Source organism: Sphingomonas sp. NIBR02145, assembly GCF_027359115.1.
GTDB classification, from domain to species: Bacteria; Pseudomonadota; Alphaproteobacteria; order Sphingomonadales; family Sphingomonadaceae; genus Sphingomonas; species Sphingomonas kyeonggiensis_A.
This window is the reverse complement of the sequence record NZ_CP114791.1, coordinates 2,627,448-2,640,216: the sequence shown is the minus strand read 5'-3', so window position 1 is coordinate 2,640,216 and position 12,769 is coordinate 2,627,448. Positions and strand designations below refer to the sequence as shown.

The following is a 12,769-nucleotide window of genomic DNA, read 5'->3' as shown; positions in this document are numbered from 1 at the left end:
CCTCTCTGGCATGGGTTTTCCCAATAAACTGGGCCGCTCTCGGGCGGCCCATTTTGCGTCGTTTTTGCCATGCAGCAAAAACCGGAGTAGGTCGCGTCGATGACCGACAGCGTTGCAATTGTACTGGTTTCCGGCGGACTCGATTCGATGATCTCCGCCGCGCTCGCGCGCGAGGCGGGGCATCGCCTGTTCGCGCTTTCCTTCGACTATAACCAGCGTCACCAGGTCGAGCTGGCCGCCGCGCGCCGCATCGCCGCCACCCTGGGCGCCGAGCGCCATGTGGTGATGCCGATGGACCTGCGCGCGTTCGGCGGCTCGGCGCTCACCGCCGATATCGACGTGCCGAAGGACGGTGTGGGCGACGATATCCCGGTCACCTATGTGCCCGCGCGCAACACCATCTTCCTCAGCCTCGCCCTCGGCTGGGCCGAGGCTTCGGGCGCCCGCGACATCTATATCGGCGTCAACGCGCTCGATTATTCGGGCTATCCCGATTGCCGCCCCGAGTTCATCGAGGGCTTCGAGCGGCTCGCCGAACTGGCGACCAAGGCCGGGGTGGAGGGCGAGCCCTTCCATATCCGCGCCCCGCTCCAGCACATGACCAAGGCCGATATCGTCCGCGAGGGCACGCGGCTCGGGCTCGACATGGGGCTCAGCTGGTCCTGCTATGATCCGGCGCCGGGTGGCGTGCATTGCGGGCTGTGCGACAGTTGCCGGTTGCGGTCCAAGGGATTCGAAGAGGCGGGCATCGCCGATCCGACGAAGTACGCAACGAGGGCCTGACGTGACCTATAGCGTCAAGGAAATGTTCCTCACGCTGCAGGGCGAGGGGGTAAATGCCGGCGCCCGCGCGGTGTTCGTCCGCTTCGCCGGCTGCAATCTGTGGACCGGCCGCGAGCAGGACCGCGCCAGTGCGATCTGCCAGTTCTGCGACACCGAGTTCGTCGGCACCGACGGTCTGGGCGGCGGCAAGTTCGCCACGGCCGATGCGCTGGCCGACGCCGTGCTCGGCTTCTGGGGCGAGGGGGCGGAGAAGCGCTTCGTCGTGCTCACCGGCGGCGAGCCGATGCTGCAGGTCGATGACGCACTGGTCGATGCGCTCCACGCCCGCGGTTTCCGCATCGCGATCGAGAGCAACGGCACGCTTCCCGCGCATCCCGGCATCGACTGGGTGTGCATCAGCCCCAAGGCGGGCAGCGAGGTCGTCCAGCGCTCGGGCGACGAGCTCAAGCTGGTCTGGCCGCAGCCGGGCACCGATGTCGCGGCGATCGAGGGCTGGGACTTCGCCAATTTCCTGATCCAGCCGATGGACAGCGCAGCGGCGCAGGAGAATATCGAGGCCGCGATCGCCTTCGCGATGGAACGGCCGAAATGGCGGCTGACGCTGCAGACGCACAAGATGCTGGGGCTGCGGTAACTTTCCCGGCGGTTGCCTCTGCCCCCAGCCGTCATCCCGGCCTTGTGCCGGGATCCACCGCGAGGCAGGCGAGCAGCAAGGGGCTCGAAGCGATGTGTAAGAGGCCCAGTGGGCCCCGGCACAGGGCCGGGGTGACGAAATTTGCCGAGCGGGCTGGCCTAGCTCAGTTGAGCAGCAGCGGGCCGCACTTCTTGACCTGGTACTGGCCCTTCTTCCAGCACTTGTCGTTGCCGAAGGGCGGCAGCTTCACGCCGTACATGCCGGTGACGACATAGCCCGACGGGCGATATTGCTCGCCCCAGGGGCCGAGGCTCGCGCGCAGTTCCTTGATGCGGTCCTGCGCCAGTTCGCTGAACTTGCCAGGCTTCACGAACACCGCATCATGGCCGATTGCGGCGGCAGTCTGGCAGAAAGAAAGCTGGCCCTGAACAGTCGAGAAGCCCGAATAGATGCGGGTGCCATACTTGTCGAGTTCAAGCTGGCCCTGCTTCTTGTTCTTGTACGTTCTTGCAAAATATTTCTCGAGCGTAGCGTATGAGTCCCGCAGCTCGATCGCGTGATCCTTGATCAGCGAATTGTAATTGTCGACCGAAAGCAGCGTCGGTTCGAACTGGCACTGGAGCGCGGCGACGTTCAGCGCGGCGCGCAGGTTCCAGGCGAGCGCGGCCTGCAGCTCGACCGGGGTGGCGCCAGGCAGCGCCGGGCCGGTCATGCCCGGCTCGGAACCGGTCACGCGCCCGCTCTCCAGATTGGCGGGCTTGAGGAAGAACTGCGCCGAAGCCGGTGCGGAAACGAACAGGCCGATCCCCCCGGCCAGCATCAATGCGATACGCGAAGCAAACATGCTGCCCTCGAAAACTACCAGTTAACCCCGTGGCAACGGGTTACGGTGTTCCGAGTCCGCGTTGAAGCCCCTTTTTGCCGTCCATCCGTGCCATCGCGGCATTTCATCGCAAAAGCATAGGAAAAGCATAAAGAAAAAGGCCGCCCGGTCGCCCGGACGGCCCTTTCATCAAACACTCGACCGAGCGCGAATTACATCGCGTTGGTGGTGTTGGTGGTCACGGTGGTGGTGTTCTCGACCACGGCGCCGTTCTCGGTGGCGGCGGCGTCGATGTTGGTGACCATCGTGTCGGTGGTCACGTTCTCGGTCGGAACGACTTCGGTGGTGTTGGTCACGTTGGTCGACTCGTTGCTGGTGCACGCCGAGGCCAGGAGGGCCGCGCCGGCGATCATCGAACCTGCAACGATCTTCGAAATGACTGCACGCATGTAGAAAGCTCCCTAGATTATGGATCTGGATTACGGATACGCCGTTTAATACCCAAACCGGAGTGGACATTAGACGGTTCGGGCAAACCCCTCAAGACTCGATTTGACCTGCGCTCACGAGAGAGCGTTCAAAAATGGCAAAAATGTGGCGCGCAGTGCCGAATCGAATTGCCCGGGCGTAACCGGCCTGCCGAGCGCCTCGGCGCTGGTGACCGGGAAATCGGGGATGCCACAGGGTACAATCCCATTGAAATCATTGAGGTTCGGCGACAGGTTGATCGCAAAGCCGTGCATCGTCACCCATTGGCGCAGCCGCACGCCGATCGCGCCGATCTTGGCTTCCTGGCCGGCCTGGTCGAGCGTCCAGATGCCGATCCTGCCCTCCGCGCGGAACGCTTCGATCCCCAGTTCGCCCAGCGCCGCGATCACCCAGCCCTCGACGGCATGGACATAGCCGCGCACGTCGCGCTTCCGGTTCCGCAGGTCGAGCATCAGATATCCGATGCGCTGGCCGGGCCCGTGATAGGTGTAGCGCCCGCCACGCCCGGTGCGGAACACCGGGAAGCGCGCCGCATCGACCAGCTCGCTGTCATCGGTGGCGCTGGTGCCGGCGGTGTAGACGGGCGGATGCTCGAGCAGCCAGATCCGTTCGGGGGCGGTGCCGGCGGTCAGCGCGGCGACATGCGCCTCCATTTCGGCGAGCGCGGCGCCATATTCGATCGGCTCCGGCGCGACCCGCCATTCGATATCCTTGGTCATGCGTGCGAATTGCGCATCCGCGGGCGATTCCGCAAGCATTGGCAATAAACTGCGCGCGGGCTAACACCCCGGCAAAGGGAGGACATCGGGCGCATGGCGAAGATGGGCACCGTCTGGGATCGGACGGCGGAGTTTCTGAGCGACAATCTGGGGGCGATCCTGCCGGTGGCGCTGCTCGCCTTTTTCGTGCCCGCCTCGATCGAGGGCAGCTTCCAGGCGGCCAAGGCCAGCGCCGGCCCCGGGCTGGTCCTGTCGCTCTATCTCGTCCAGCTCGCCTTCGGCATCCTGTCGCTCTGGGGATCGCTCACCATCACCGCGATGGCGCTCGACATGGCGGAGGCGCGTGGCGCAGGCGCGATCGGCCGGGCGCGGCTGCTGCCGGCGTTGATCGTCTCGGTCGCGCTGTTCGTCGGCATGTTCGTGCTCGCCATGCCGATCCCGATCGCGCTCCAGCTCGCCGGCTATGACATGATGGCGATCGCGCGGGGCGAGCTGACTTCGCTCAGCACCCAGATGGCAGGCGGCATCGCGCTCTACCTGCTGGTGCTGGTCGCGCTGATCCTGTGGCTCGGCGCGCGCCTGTTCGTCACCAATGCGGTGATCGTGCGCGAGAAGCGGATGTTCTCGGCGCTGCGCCAGTCGTGGAAGCTCACCCGCGGCAGGACCTGGGCGCTGATCGGAGTGATCCTGCTCTACGCACTGGTCTCCTGGGTCTCGATCCTGGCCGCCAACATGGTGTTCGGCAGCATCTTCGCCCTGGTCGCTGGCGGCGCGGCCGACGGCATCTCGCTGGCCGGGGTGCTCACCTCGATCGTCGTCGCCGCGGTGCAGACCGGCTTCACCGTGCTGGTCCCGGCCTTCGCCGCCAAGCTCTATCTCGCGCTCACGGCCGAGGCCGGGCTTCGCGAGGGGCTGATCCTCGCATGAGCCTCACCAGCCGCGGCATCTTCCTCGATGCCGTCTCCCTGTTCCGCGCCGAGCGCGAGCTGCTGATCGCCCTGGCGGGCATGTTCTTCGTCGTGCCGATGCTCGGCGCGGTGCTGCTCGTATCGGGGCTGCAGCTGCCCGCCACCCAGGACGCCGAGAAGCTGCGCGAGGCCATCATGGCCTTTTACGACGCAAACCTGCTGACCATCCTGGCGATCAGCCTGGTGATGGATTTCGGCAGCTTCGCGATCTTCAACCTGTTCCTGCGCGGTGACGGCCGCACCCTGGGGCAGGTGCTGCTGCTCGCGCTCAAGCGCTTCGGCGCCTTCTTCGTGCTCAACACGATCGCCGGGCTGCTCTTTTCCTTCGGCCTGTCGCTGTTCGTGATTCCCGGCCTCTACATGCTGGTGCGCACCTGGCTGGCCGGCCCGGCCTTCGCGGCCGATCCCGCGATCGGAATCCTGGGCGCCTTCCGCGAAGGCTGGCGGCGCAGCGCCGGGGTGACCGGCTTCGCGCTGCTCGGCCTCGCCTCGATGATCTTCTTCCTGGCGCTGGGACTGGTGCTGATCGCCGGGGGCATCCTCGGCACGATCGCCGGCCTGATCGGCGGCGTGCAGGCGATCGCGCCGGTATCGTGGCTGGTCAGCGCGCTGATCGGCGGGGCGGCCTGGGCCGCGCTCGCGCTGATCCGCGTCGCCGCCTATCGGCTCGCCGGCGCGCCCAGGCAGGGGATCTGAGGCGCGGCATCCGCCGCCAGCGCGCCCGCCAGCCGCGGATCGGCGAAGGTCTCCACCGTGCGCTTGTAGGGGACGAAGCCATGCTTGCGGTAGAAGCCGAGCGCGCCGGGCGAATCGAGCGTGCAGGTGTGCACCCAGACGCGGGTGACCTCGGGCGTCCAGGCGAGCATCAGCGCATGCGCCATCAGCCAGCCGCCATGGCCCTTGCCGGCCAGCTCGGGAATGAGACCCACGAACCCCAGCTCGCAGGTCGCCTCGACCCGGAAGTCGAGCTCGAGCATGCCCACCTCGATGCCGGCGCGGTCGACCACCGCAAACACATGCACCTTCGGGTCCTGGATGATCGAGACCAGCCGGTCCTCCGCCATCACCAGCCGCGAGAACCACAGCCAGGGCTCGCCGACGCGGCGGAACAGCGCGCGGTACTTGGCCGGGTCGGGCGCCGGCCAGCGCACCAGCCGCAGCGGCGAATCGGGCAGCGGGCGGGGCCGCGGCCGCGCCAGCATCTCGAGCGCGGTGACTACGGTGGCGATCTGGTCGTCGGCGACCGGGATCAGGCCCATGTGCTGGCCTTGTCCCACACTCCGTCATCTCCGCGCAGGCGGGAATCCAGAGTCACGAAGGACGTCGCTCTGCAACCCTGGATCCCCGCCCGCGCGGGGATGACGAGAGGAGGGAGAGCAGCGTGAATCACGACCACGCCGCCATCGGGGGCAGGCTCATCAGGATCGCGTCGATATTGCCGCCGGTCTTGAGCCCGAACAGCGTCCCCCGGTCATAGATCAGGTTGAACTCGGCATAGCGGCCGCGCCATTCGAGCTGGCGCTGCTTGTCCTCGGGCGTGAAGTCCATCCCCATCCGCTTGCGGACGATGCGCGGATAGATGTCGAGGAACGCACGGCCGACATCCCGGGTGAAGGCGAAATTCGCCTCCCAGCCTTCGTCACCGGCGCCTTCCAGGTGATCGTAGAAGATCCCGCCCACCCCGCGATGCGTCTTGCGGTGGGGGATGTAGAAATACTCGTCCGCCCAGGCCTTGAAGCGCGGATAATGCGCCGGGTCATGCGCGTCGCAGGCCGCCTGCAACGCGGCATGGAATTCGGCGGTGTCTTCCTCGTACGGGACCGGCGGATTTAGGTCGGCCCCGCCACCGAACCAGCGCTTGGTCGTGGTCAGGAAGCGCGTGTTCATGTGCACCGCCGGCACATGCGGATTGGCCATGTGCGCGACCAGGCTGATGCCGGTGGCGAAGAATTTCGGGTCCTCGCCGGCGCCGTGGATCGACTTGGCGAAATCGCCCTCCAGGCTGCCGCCGACGGTGGAGACGTTCACGCCCACCTTCTCGAACACCTTGCCCTTCATCACCCCGCGCACGCCGCCGCCGCCGGGCTCGCCCGAGGGATCGGTACGGTCCCAGGCGATATAGTCGAACCTGGCGTCCGATCCGGCCTCGGCCTCGATCGCCTCGAATTCGGTGCAGATCGCGGTGCGCAGTTCCTCGAACCAGGCGCGGGCGCGCTGCTGCTGCTCGTCGGGTGCGATCATTGCGGGGGGAATCCATCGGTCTGGCGCAGTGCCTCGGCGAGCGAGATGCCCGCGGACACGGCTAGGTTGAGCGAGCGCAGGCCCGCGCGGATCGGGATGCGCACCGCGAGATCGGCGCGTTCATGGACGTAATCGGGGGCGCCGCGCCCCTCGGAGCCGAACAGCAGGGTGTCGCCCGGCTCGAACCGCGCCTGGTTGAGCGGAATCGATCCGCGCGTGGTGAACAGGATCACGCGGTCCGGCAGCTTCTCGGCGAATGCGTGGAAATCGGCATGGCGCACGACATCGGCCTGGCCGCCATAATCCATGGCGGCGCGGCGCAAGGCCGCGTCGTTCCACGCGAATCCCATCGGCTCGATCAGGTCGACGGGCGTGTCGAAACAGGCTCCAAGTCGCAGCACGGCGCCAACATTGCCGGCAATATCGGGTTCGAACAGGGCTAGTCGCATGGCTTTGCTCCTAGCGTTCTATTCCCTTGCGTAACAAGCCGCTGAAAAAGGCTGTTGCGGAAGCGCGCAGCCGCCGTCTATCACCTCGGCTGGCCTATTCGGGGGACATCGAAGGGCAACGAGGGGGCCCTTAGCGCCCGTGTTGAGCTTTACGTTCTGTCCGCGCGTTCGCCGCGGCAAGTCCGAAGTGCAAGGGGTAAACATGGCAATTGAAGCCGATCTGGCCGGTCCCGAGAATCCCCGTCGTCGCGATTATCTCCAATATGCCGCCGTTTCGGTCGCGGCTGTGGGCGCGGGCGTCGTGGTTCTGCCGCTGGTCAATTCGATGAACCCGTCGGCCGATGTGCTCGCGCAGTCCACCACCGAGGTGGACCTGTCGAAGATCGAGCCGGGCATGGCGATCAAGACCAGCTTCCGCAAGCAGCCCTTGTTCGTGCGCAACCTGACGCCGGCCGAGATCGCCGCCGCGGACGCGGTGCCTGTCTCGTCGCTGCGCGATCCGCAGACGCTCGAGCAGCGCACGGCGAAGGATCACACCAACTGGCTGATCACGCTGGGCGTGTGCACCCATCTCGGCTGCGTGCCGCTGGGCGCGGGCGAGGGCGAGAATCGCGGGCCGTTCGGCGGCTATTTCTGCCCCTGCCATGGCTCGGCCTATGACACTGCCGGCCGCATCCGCCAGGGCCCGGCGCCGAAGAACCTCGAGGTTCCAAAATATAACATCAACGGCGCTATCGCCGTGGTTGGGTGAGGATAGAGCGCGATGAGCTTTCCCTGGGCCAAGCATTATGAGCCTAAGAACCCGGTGATGCAGTGGGTGGACTCGCGTCTGCCCCTGCCGCGCTTCGTCTACAACGCCGTCGGCGCCGGCTATCCGGTGCCGCGCAATCTCAACTACTGGTGGAACTTCGGCGTGCTCGCCGGGGTCGCGCTGGTCTGTCAGCTGATCACCGGCATCGTGCTGGCGATGCACTTCCACTCCTCGGCCGCAGGCGCGTTCGAGAGCGTGAATGTGGGCATCATGCGCGACGTGAACGCGGGCTGGTTCCTGCGCTTCGCCCACGCGAACGGCGCCTCGATGTTCTTCGTGGTGATCTACATCCACATGTTCCGCGGCCTCTATTACGGGTCGTACAAGGCGCCGCGCGAGATGGTGTGGCTGCTCGGCGTGGTGATTTTCCTGCTGCTGATGGCCACCGCCTTCATGGGCTATGTGCTCCCCTGGGGGCAGATGAGCTTCTGGGGGGCGCAGGTGATCACCGGCTTCTTCTCGGCGATCCCGGTGGCCGGCGACTGGATCCGCGTATGGCTGCTCGGCGGCTATGCGCCGGACGATGCCGCGCTGAACCGCTTCTTCTCGCTCCACTATCTGCTGCCCTTCGTGATCGCGGGCGCCGTGATCCTCCACATCTGGGCGCTCCACATCCCGGGTTCGTCGAACCCGACCGGCGTGGAAGTGAAGGGCGAGCAGGATACCGTGCCGTTCCACCCGTATTACACGGCGAAGGACGGACTGGGCGTGGTGGTGTTCCTGATCCTGTTCTCGGTGCTGATCTTCTTCGCGCCGGACTATCTGGGCCACCCGGACAACTATATCCCGGCGAACCCGCTCTCCACGCCGGCGCACATCGTCCCCGAATGGTATTTCTGGCCGTTCTACGCGATCCTGCGCGCCTTCACCGCGGACTTCATCCTCCCGGCGAAGCTGTGGGGCGTGCTGGCGATGTTCGGCTCGATCCTGCTGCTGTTCTTCCTGCCCTGGCTCGACAAGTCGCCGGTGCGTTCGGGTGCCTATCGCCCGATGTACAAGGTGGCGTTCTGGGTGCTGGTGTTCGACGTGCTGGTGCTCGGCTATTGCGGCGGCTCGCCGGCCGAGCCGCTCTACGTGATCGTCAGCCAGATCGCGGCGGCCTATTACTTCGCACACTTCCTGATCATCGTGCCGATCATCTCGAGCATCGAGACGCCGAAGCCGCTGCCGGGCTCGATCACCGAGGCCGTGCTGGCCAAGACCGGCGCGTAAGGGGGACCAGGAACCATGACTTCGCTGTTCATCAAATCGATCAAGTTCCTGGTCGGCGGTGCCTTCATCGTCGTGCTGCTGATCGCGCTCTACGGCTCGGTCCGCGGCGTCATCAAGGAACCGCCGGCGGAAACCGCCGAGCACGCCATGCACAAGCATCCGGAGGAGCTGAAGCTCGCCTCGGACGGGCCGTTCGGCAAGTTCGACCGCGCCCAGCTCCAGCGCGGCTTCCTCGTCTACAAGGACGTCTGCTCGACCTGCCACTCGCTCAACCTGGTCTCCTTCCGCAACCTGAAGGACCTGGGCTACAGCGAGGCCGAGGTGAAGAAGATCGCCAAGGACTGGGGCACCAAGCAGCCGGTGTTCGACGAGAAGGGCGGCACCTGGGGCGAGCGTGACAACGTGCCCTCGGATCGCTTCCCCAAGGTCTATTATCCGGGCACCGGCACCCCGCCGGACCTCAGCCTGATCACCAAGGCGCGGCATGACGGCGCGGCCTATGTCCACTCGCTGCTGACCGGCTACGACAAGAAGCCCTCGGCCGAGGCGCTGGCCAAGTTCCCGGAATTCGCCAAGACGCCGGACGGCATGCACTTCAACCCCTATTTCGCGAACCTCAACATCGCGATGCCGCCGCCCCTGACGCAGGACGGCCAGGTGCAATATTCGGACGGCACCCGCGCCACGGTCGACCAGATGTCCAAGGACGTCTCGGCCTTCCTGGTGTGGACCGCGGAGCCGACGCTCGAGACCCGCCGCCAGGCCGGTTTCGCCGTGCTCGGCTTCCTGATCTTTGCGGCCTTCCTGACCTATGGCGCCTATCGCTCGGTGTGGGCAGGCGTTAAGCACTGATCCCGCTTCGGCGGTACAAGACGAAGCAACGCAATCCCGCCCTGGCTCGGCCCGGGCGGGATTGCTGTGTTCAGATCAGTGTTCGAAGGGTCCGTTTCGATGAATGACGATATCCGGCAGCGTATCCGGACCATCCCCGATTTCCCCAAGCCGGGGATCATGTTCCGCGACATCACCACCTTGCTGCTCGATGCGGAGGGGCTGGGGCTCACGATCGACCGCATGGCGGCGGCCGTGGAAGGCAAGATCGACCTGGTCGCGGGCATCGAGGCGCGCGGCTTCCTGTTCGGCGCGGCGCTGGCGGTGAAGCTCGGCGCGGGCATGCTGCTGGTCCGCAAGGACGGCAAGCTGCCGGGCGCGACGATCGCCGAGGATTATGCGCTCGAGTACGGCACCGACCGGATCGCCATCCATGCCGATGCACTGGCCCCGGGCGCCCGCGTGCTGCTCGTCGACGACCTGATCGCCACCGGCGGCACCGCCCGTGCCGCGGTGCGCCTGCTCAAGAAGGCCGGTGCCGAAGTCGTCCAGGCCTCGTTCGTCGTCGACCTGCCCGAGCTGGGCGGCGCCGACGCGCTGCGCAGCGATGGCATCGCGGTGCATGCGCTGGTGGCGTTCGACGGGCATTGATCCCCTGAATTCCCCTCCCTGGAAGGGAGGGGCTAGGGGTGGGTGGAGGCTTGGCGATACTGTTGGGCTGGGTGGAATGGCGGCCGTAACGCGGTCATCCACCCACCCCCGGCCCCTCCCTTGCAGGGAGGGGAGCTAAGCCTGCTCCGCCGGCCGCCGCCGCATCAGCACCAGCCCGGTGAACCGCAGCACCGGCTCGTCATGCTGGTTGAAGGTGGTGGTCTGGTTCTTCAGGCTGCCCATCTCGGGCCGGCTGCGCGAGGGGGTCACTTCCAGCACCTCGGTCTCGACCCGGAGCACGTCGCCGGGATAGACCGGCTTGAGCCAGCGCAGCTCGTCGATCCCCGCCGCGCCCAGGCTCGCCTGGGGTACCACCGACATCTCGGCGACCGTCATCGCCATCGTCATCGCGCAGGTGTGCCAGCCGCTCGCCGCCAGCCGCTTGAAATGCGTCTGCGCCGCCGCCGCGTCGTCGAGATGGAAGGGCTGGGGATCATATTTGCGCGCGAACTCGAGCACCTCCTCGCGCGTGACCTCATAACGGCCGAAGCTCCGCTTCTTGCCGACCTGCATGTCTTCCCAGTAGAGCATGCAATCAGTTTCGGATGAAAACCGATAGGGTGCAAGCCCTCCTTTGTGAGAGGGGGGCGTCAAATCTCTTCAGTTCCCCGGCGAACGCCGGGGCCAAGGGTTTCTCTGCCGTATCGCCTGTGACCCTGGACCCCGGCTTTCGCCGGGGAGCAGCCAGGGCGATGACTCAAACCTACCGAACCAGCACATCCCGGAACGGCGCGTCATTCCCGTCCACCCCGGCCTTGGGCGGCAGGCCGATCAGGTCGCGCAGCAGTGGATAGATGTCGACATTGACGAAGGGCTGCACCGTCGTCCCCGCCCGGAAGGCCGGGCCATTGGCGACGAACAGCGCGTTCATCTCGGGCGAGAGATTGTCGAAGCCGTGATTGCCGCCGATCTGGTCGGGATCGATATCCTTCTCGCCGACCTGCCAGCCGGTCTCGGCCAGGCAGAAGATCGCCGGCACGCGCGGATTGGTGCCGTAATGGAAGCGCGCCGGGATCTCGGCCTTGCGCCAGCATTCGAAATGGTCGTGCTTGCCGAGCAGGGCCTTCTCGACCACGGCCTCGCGCCCCGGGGTCGGGATCAGGCTCAGATAGGGGCCGGATTCGACCAAATGGTAATCCTCGGCCTTCACCAGGTTGTTGATCGAGATGGCGCGCTTGCCGCTGACCTGCGCCATGCCGTGGTCGGCGACGATCACCAGGTTCGCCGGCTGGCCCAAGGCGGCGAGCCCGTCGACCAGCTCGCCGATCCGCTTGTCGACATCGGCAGCCGCCGCCGTCGTGCGCTTGTCGTCGGGGCCGTAGCTATGGCCGGCGCTGTCGACCGTGTCGAAATAGAGCGTCAGGAACTTCGGCCGGATCGAAGCGGGCCGCCGCAGCCAGTCGAGGATCGCGTTCACGCGCTGCTCGCCGGTGATGACCTGGTTGAACTGCGCCCAGTCGCTCGGCCGCGTGCCGCCTTCGATCTTGTACGGCCATTTGTCGGCCTTCACGCCGCCCACTGCGACGTTCGATCCCGGCCAGAATTCGGTACCGGTGCGGATGCCCGCCTTCTCCGCGTCCACCCAGATCGGCATCGCTTCGTTCCACCAGAACGGGTCGTCGCTCTGCATGGTGAAGACTTCCTTCGGCCGCGCCGTGTCCTCCATCTTGTTGGCGGTGATGCCGTGATGGTCGGGATAGAGGCCGGTCACCAGCGTCCAGTGATTGGGGAAGGTCTTGGACGGGAAGCTCGGGTGCATGATCCCGGTCGCGCCGCCCCCCGCCAGCCGCGACAGGTTCGGCGTCACCCCGCGATCGAGATAATCGCTGCGGAAGCCGTCGATCGAGACGAGGATCGTCACCGGCGCGCGCTGCTCGGTAACCGCCGGTGCCACGGCGGGCGGCGGTGCGGCGACGGGTGCCGTGGCACAGGCCTGGAGGACGGCGGCAAGGGCCGCGGCGGCGATCTTCGAATACCAGCGCATGTCGGGGCCCCTGACAGCAAAATGTTGCGGCGGTAAGTCGTACCATCGACGGGACGGGACGAGCAAATCGCCGGCTAACCTCCCGTTCATTTTGGCTGCGTCACGATGCTCGAA

At 66.2% G+C, this 12,769-nt stretch carries 16 protein-coding genes; 8 read left to right on the top strand and 8 right to left on the bottom strand.

The window, feature by feature from the left end; translation table 11 throughout:
• The first annotated feature begins 99 nt into the window (after positions 1 to 99).
• Together queC and queE are read left to right on the top strand one after the other, a co-directional pair.
• The gene (queC, locus tag O3305_RS11610; protein ID WP_269572715.1) at positions 100 to 783 is read left to right on the top strand and encodes a 7-cyano-7-deazaguanine synthase QueC; all 684 of its coding nucleotides are present in this window, start codon (positions 100 to 102) and stop codon (positions 781 to 783) included.
• Between the two features lies 1 nt (position 784).
• On the top strand, positions 785 to 1,417 hold the full coding sequence (queE, locus tag O3305_RS11605; protein WP_269572714.1) for a 7-carboxy-7-deazaguanine synthase: 633 nt from the start codon (positions 785 to 787) through the stop codon (positions 1,415 to 1,417).
• Between the two features lie 163 nt (positions 1,418 to 1,580).
• Here the strand turns inward: queE and O3305_RS11600 are convergent, their stop codons facing one another.
• The 3 genes from O3305_RS11600 to lipB all read right to left on the bottom strand — a co-directional run bounded on the left by O3305_RS11600 (position 1,581) and on the right by lipB (position 3,448).
• Positions 1,581 to 2,261: a hypothetical protein gene (locus O3305_RS11600; protein ID WP_269572713.1), complete on the bottom strand. Its 681-nt coding sequence runs from the start codon at positions 2,259 to 2,261 to the stop codon at positions 1,581 to 1,583.
• Positions 2,262 to 2,452: 191 nt separating this feature from the next.
• Positions 2,453 to 2,689 (bottom strand): hypothetical protein, encoded by a 237-nt coding sequence (locus O3305_RS11595; protein WP_269572712.1) that lies wholly within the window; start codon positions 2,687 to 2,689, stop codon positions 2,453 to 2,455.
• Positions 2,690 to 2,803: 114 nt separating this feature from the next.
• A complete protein-coding gene (gene lipB / locus O3305_RS11590) occupies positions 2,804 to 3,448 on the bottom strand; it encodes a lipoyl(octanoyl) transferase LipB (RefSeq protein ID WP_269572711.1) in 645 nt (214 codons plus the stop codon).
• A 93-nt stretch (positions 3,449 to 3,541) separates the two neighbouring features.
• Between lipB and O3305_RS11585 the strand changes: the two genes are divergently transcribed.
• The gene (locus O3305_RS11585) at positions 3,542 to 4,375 is read left to right on the top strand and encodes a DUF7847 domain-containing protein (protein WP_269572710.1); all 834 of its coding nucleotides are present in this window, start codon (positions 3,542 to 3,544) and stop codon (positions 4,373 to 4,375) included.
• Positions 4,372 to 5,112: a hypothetical protein gene (locus O3305_RS11580; protein ID WP_269572709.1), complete on the top strand. Its 741-nt coding sequence runs from the start codon at positions 4,372 to 4,374 to the stop codon at positions 5,110 to 5,112. Before O3305_RS11585 ends, O3305_RS11580 begins: the two co-directional genes overlap by 4 nt.
• On the opposite strand, the gene O3305_RS11575 is transcribed toward O3305_RS11580, so the two are convergent.
• The 3 genes from O3305_RS11575 to O3305_RS11565 all read right to left on the bottom strand — a co-directional run bounded on the left by O3305_RS11575 (position 5,076) and on the right by O3305_RS11565 (position 7,106).
• Entirely contained in the window at positions 5,076 to 5,675 is a 600-nt protein-coding gene (locus O3305_RS11575) for a GNAT family N-acetyltransferase (RefSeq protein ID WP_269572708.1), read from the bottom strand. The two genes, O3305_RS11580 and O3305_RS11575, sit on opposite strands and share 37 nt — an antisense overlap.
• A 127-nt stretch (positions 5,676 to 5,802) precedes the next feature.
• On the bottom strand, positions 5,803 to 6,657 hold the full coding sequence (gene hemF / locus O3305_RS11570) for an oxygen-dependent coproporphyrinogen oxidase (protein ID WP_269572707.1): 855 nt from the start codon (positions 6,655 to 6,657) through the stop codon (positions 5,803 to 5,805).
• Positions 6,654 to 7,106 carry a tRNA (cytidine(34)-2'-O)-methyltransferase gene (locus O3305_RS11565; RefSeq protein ID WP_269572706.1) on the bottom strand — a complete coding sequence of 151 codons (453 nt, stop codon included), beginning with the start codon at positions 7,104 to 7,106 and terminating at the stop codon, positions 6,654 to 6,656. Before O3305_RS11565 ends, hemF begins: the two co-directional genes overlap by 4 nt.
• Positions 7,107 to 7,308: 202 nt before the next feature.
• On the opposite strand from O3305_RS11565, the gene petA reads away from it, so the two are divergent.
• The 4 genes from petA to O3305_RS11545 all read left to right on the top strand — a co-directional run bounded on the left by petA (position 7,309) and on the right by O3305_RS11545 (position 10,611).
• Positions 7,309 to 7,857: a ubiquinol-cytochrome c reductase iron-sulfur subunit gene (gene petA, locus O3305_RS11560; RefSeq protein WP_184169006.1), complete on the top strand. Its 549-nt coding sequence runs from the start codon at positions 7,309 to 7,311 to the stop codon at positions 7,855 to 7,857.
• Between the two features lie 12 nt (positions 7,858 to 7,869).
• Positions 7,870 to 9,129: a cytochrome b gene (locus tag O3305_RS11555; protein ID WP_184169005.1), complete on the top strand. Its 1,260-nt coding sequence runs from the start codon at positions 7,870 to 7,872 to the stop codon at positions 9,127 to 9,129.
• A 15-nt stretch (positions 9,130 to 9,144) separates the two neighbouring features.
• Complete coding sequence (locus O3305_RS11550) at positions 9,145 to 9,981, top strand: cytochrome c1 (protein ID WP_184169004.1); 837 nt, start codon at positions 9,145 to 9,147, stop codon at positions 9,979 to 9,981.
• A 99-nt stretch (positions 9,982 to 10,080) separates the two neighbouring features.
• Entirely contained in the window at positions 10,081 to 10,611 is a 531-nt protein-coding gene (locus O3305_RS11545; RefSeq protein WP_269572705.1) for an adenine phosphoribosyltransferase, read from the top strand.
• A gap of 135 nt (positions 10,612 to 10,746) precedes the next feature.
• On the opposite strand, the gene O3305_RS11540 is transcribed toward O3305_RS11545, so the two are convergent.
• Positions 10,747 to 11,202: a MaoC family dehydratase gene (locus O3305_RS11540; RefSeq protein ID WP_269572704.1), complete on the bottom strand. Its 456-nt coding sequence runs from the start codon at positions 11,200 to 11,202 to the stop codon at positions 10,747 to 10,749.
• Positions 11,203 to 11,374: 172 nt separating this feature from the next.
• On the bottom strand, positions 11,375 to 12,655 hold the full coding sequence (locus O3305_RS11535) for an alkaline phosphatase family protein (RefSeq protein ID WP_269572703.1): 1,281 nt from the start codon (positions 12,653 to 12,655) through the stop codon (positions 11,375 to 11,377).
• Positions 12,656 to 12,769 lie beyond the last annotated feature (114 nt).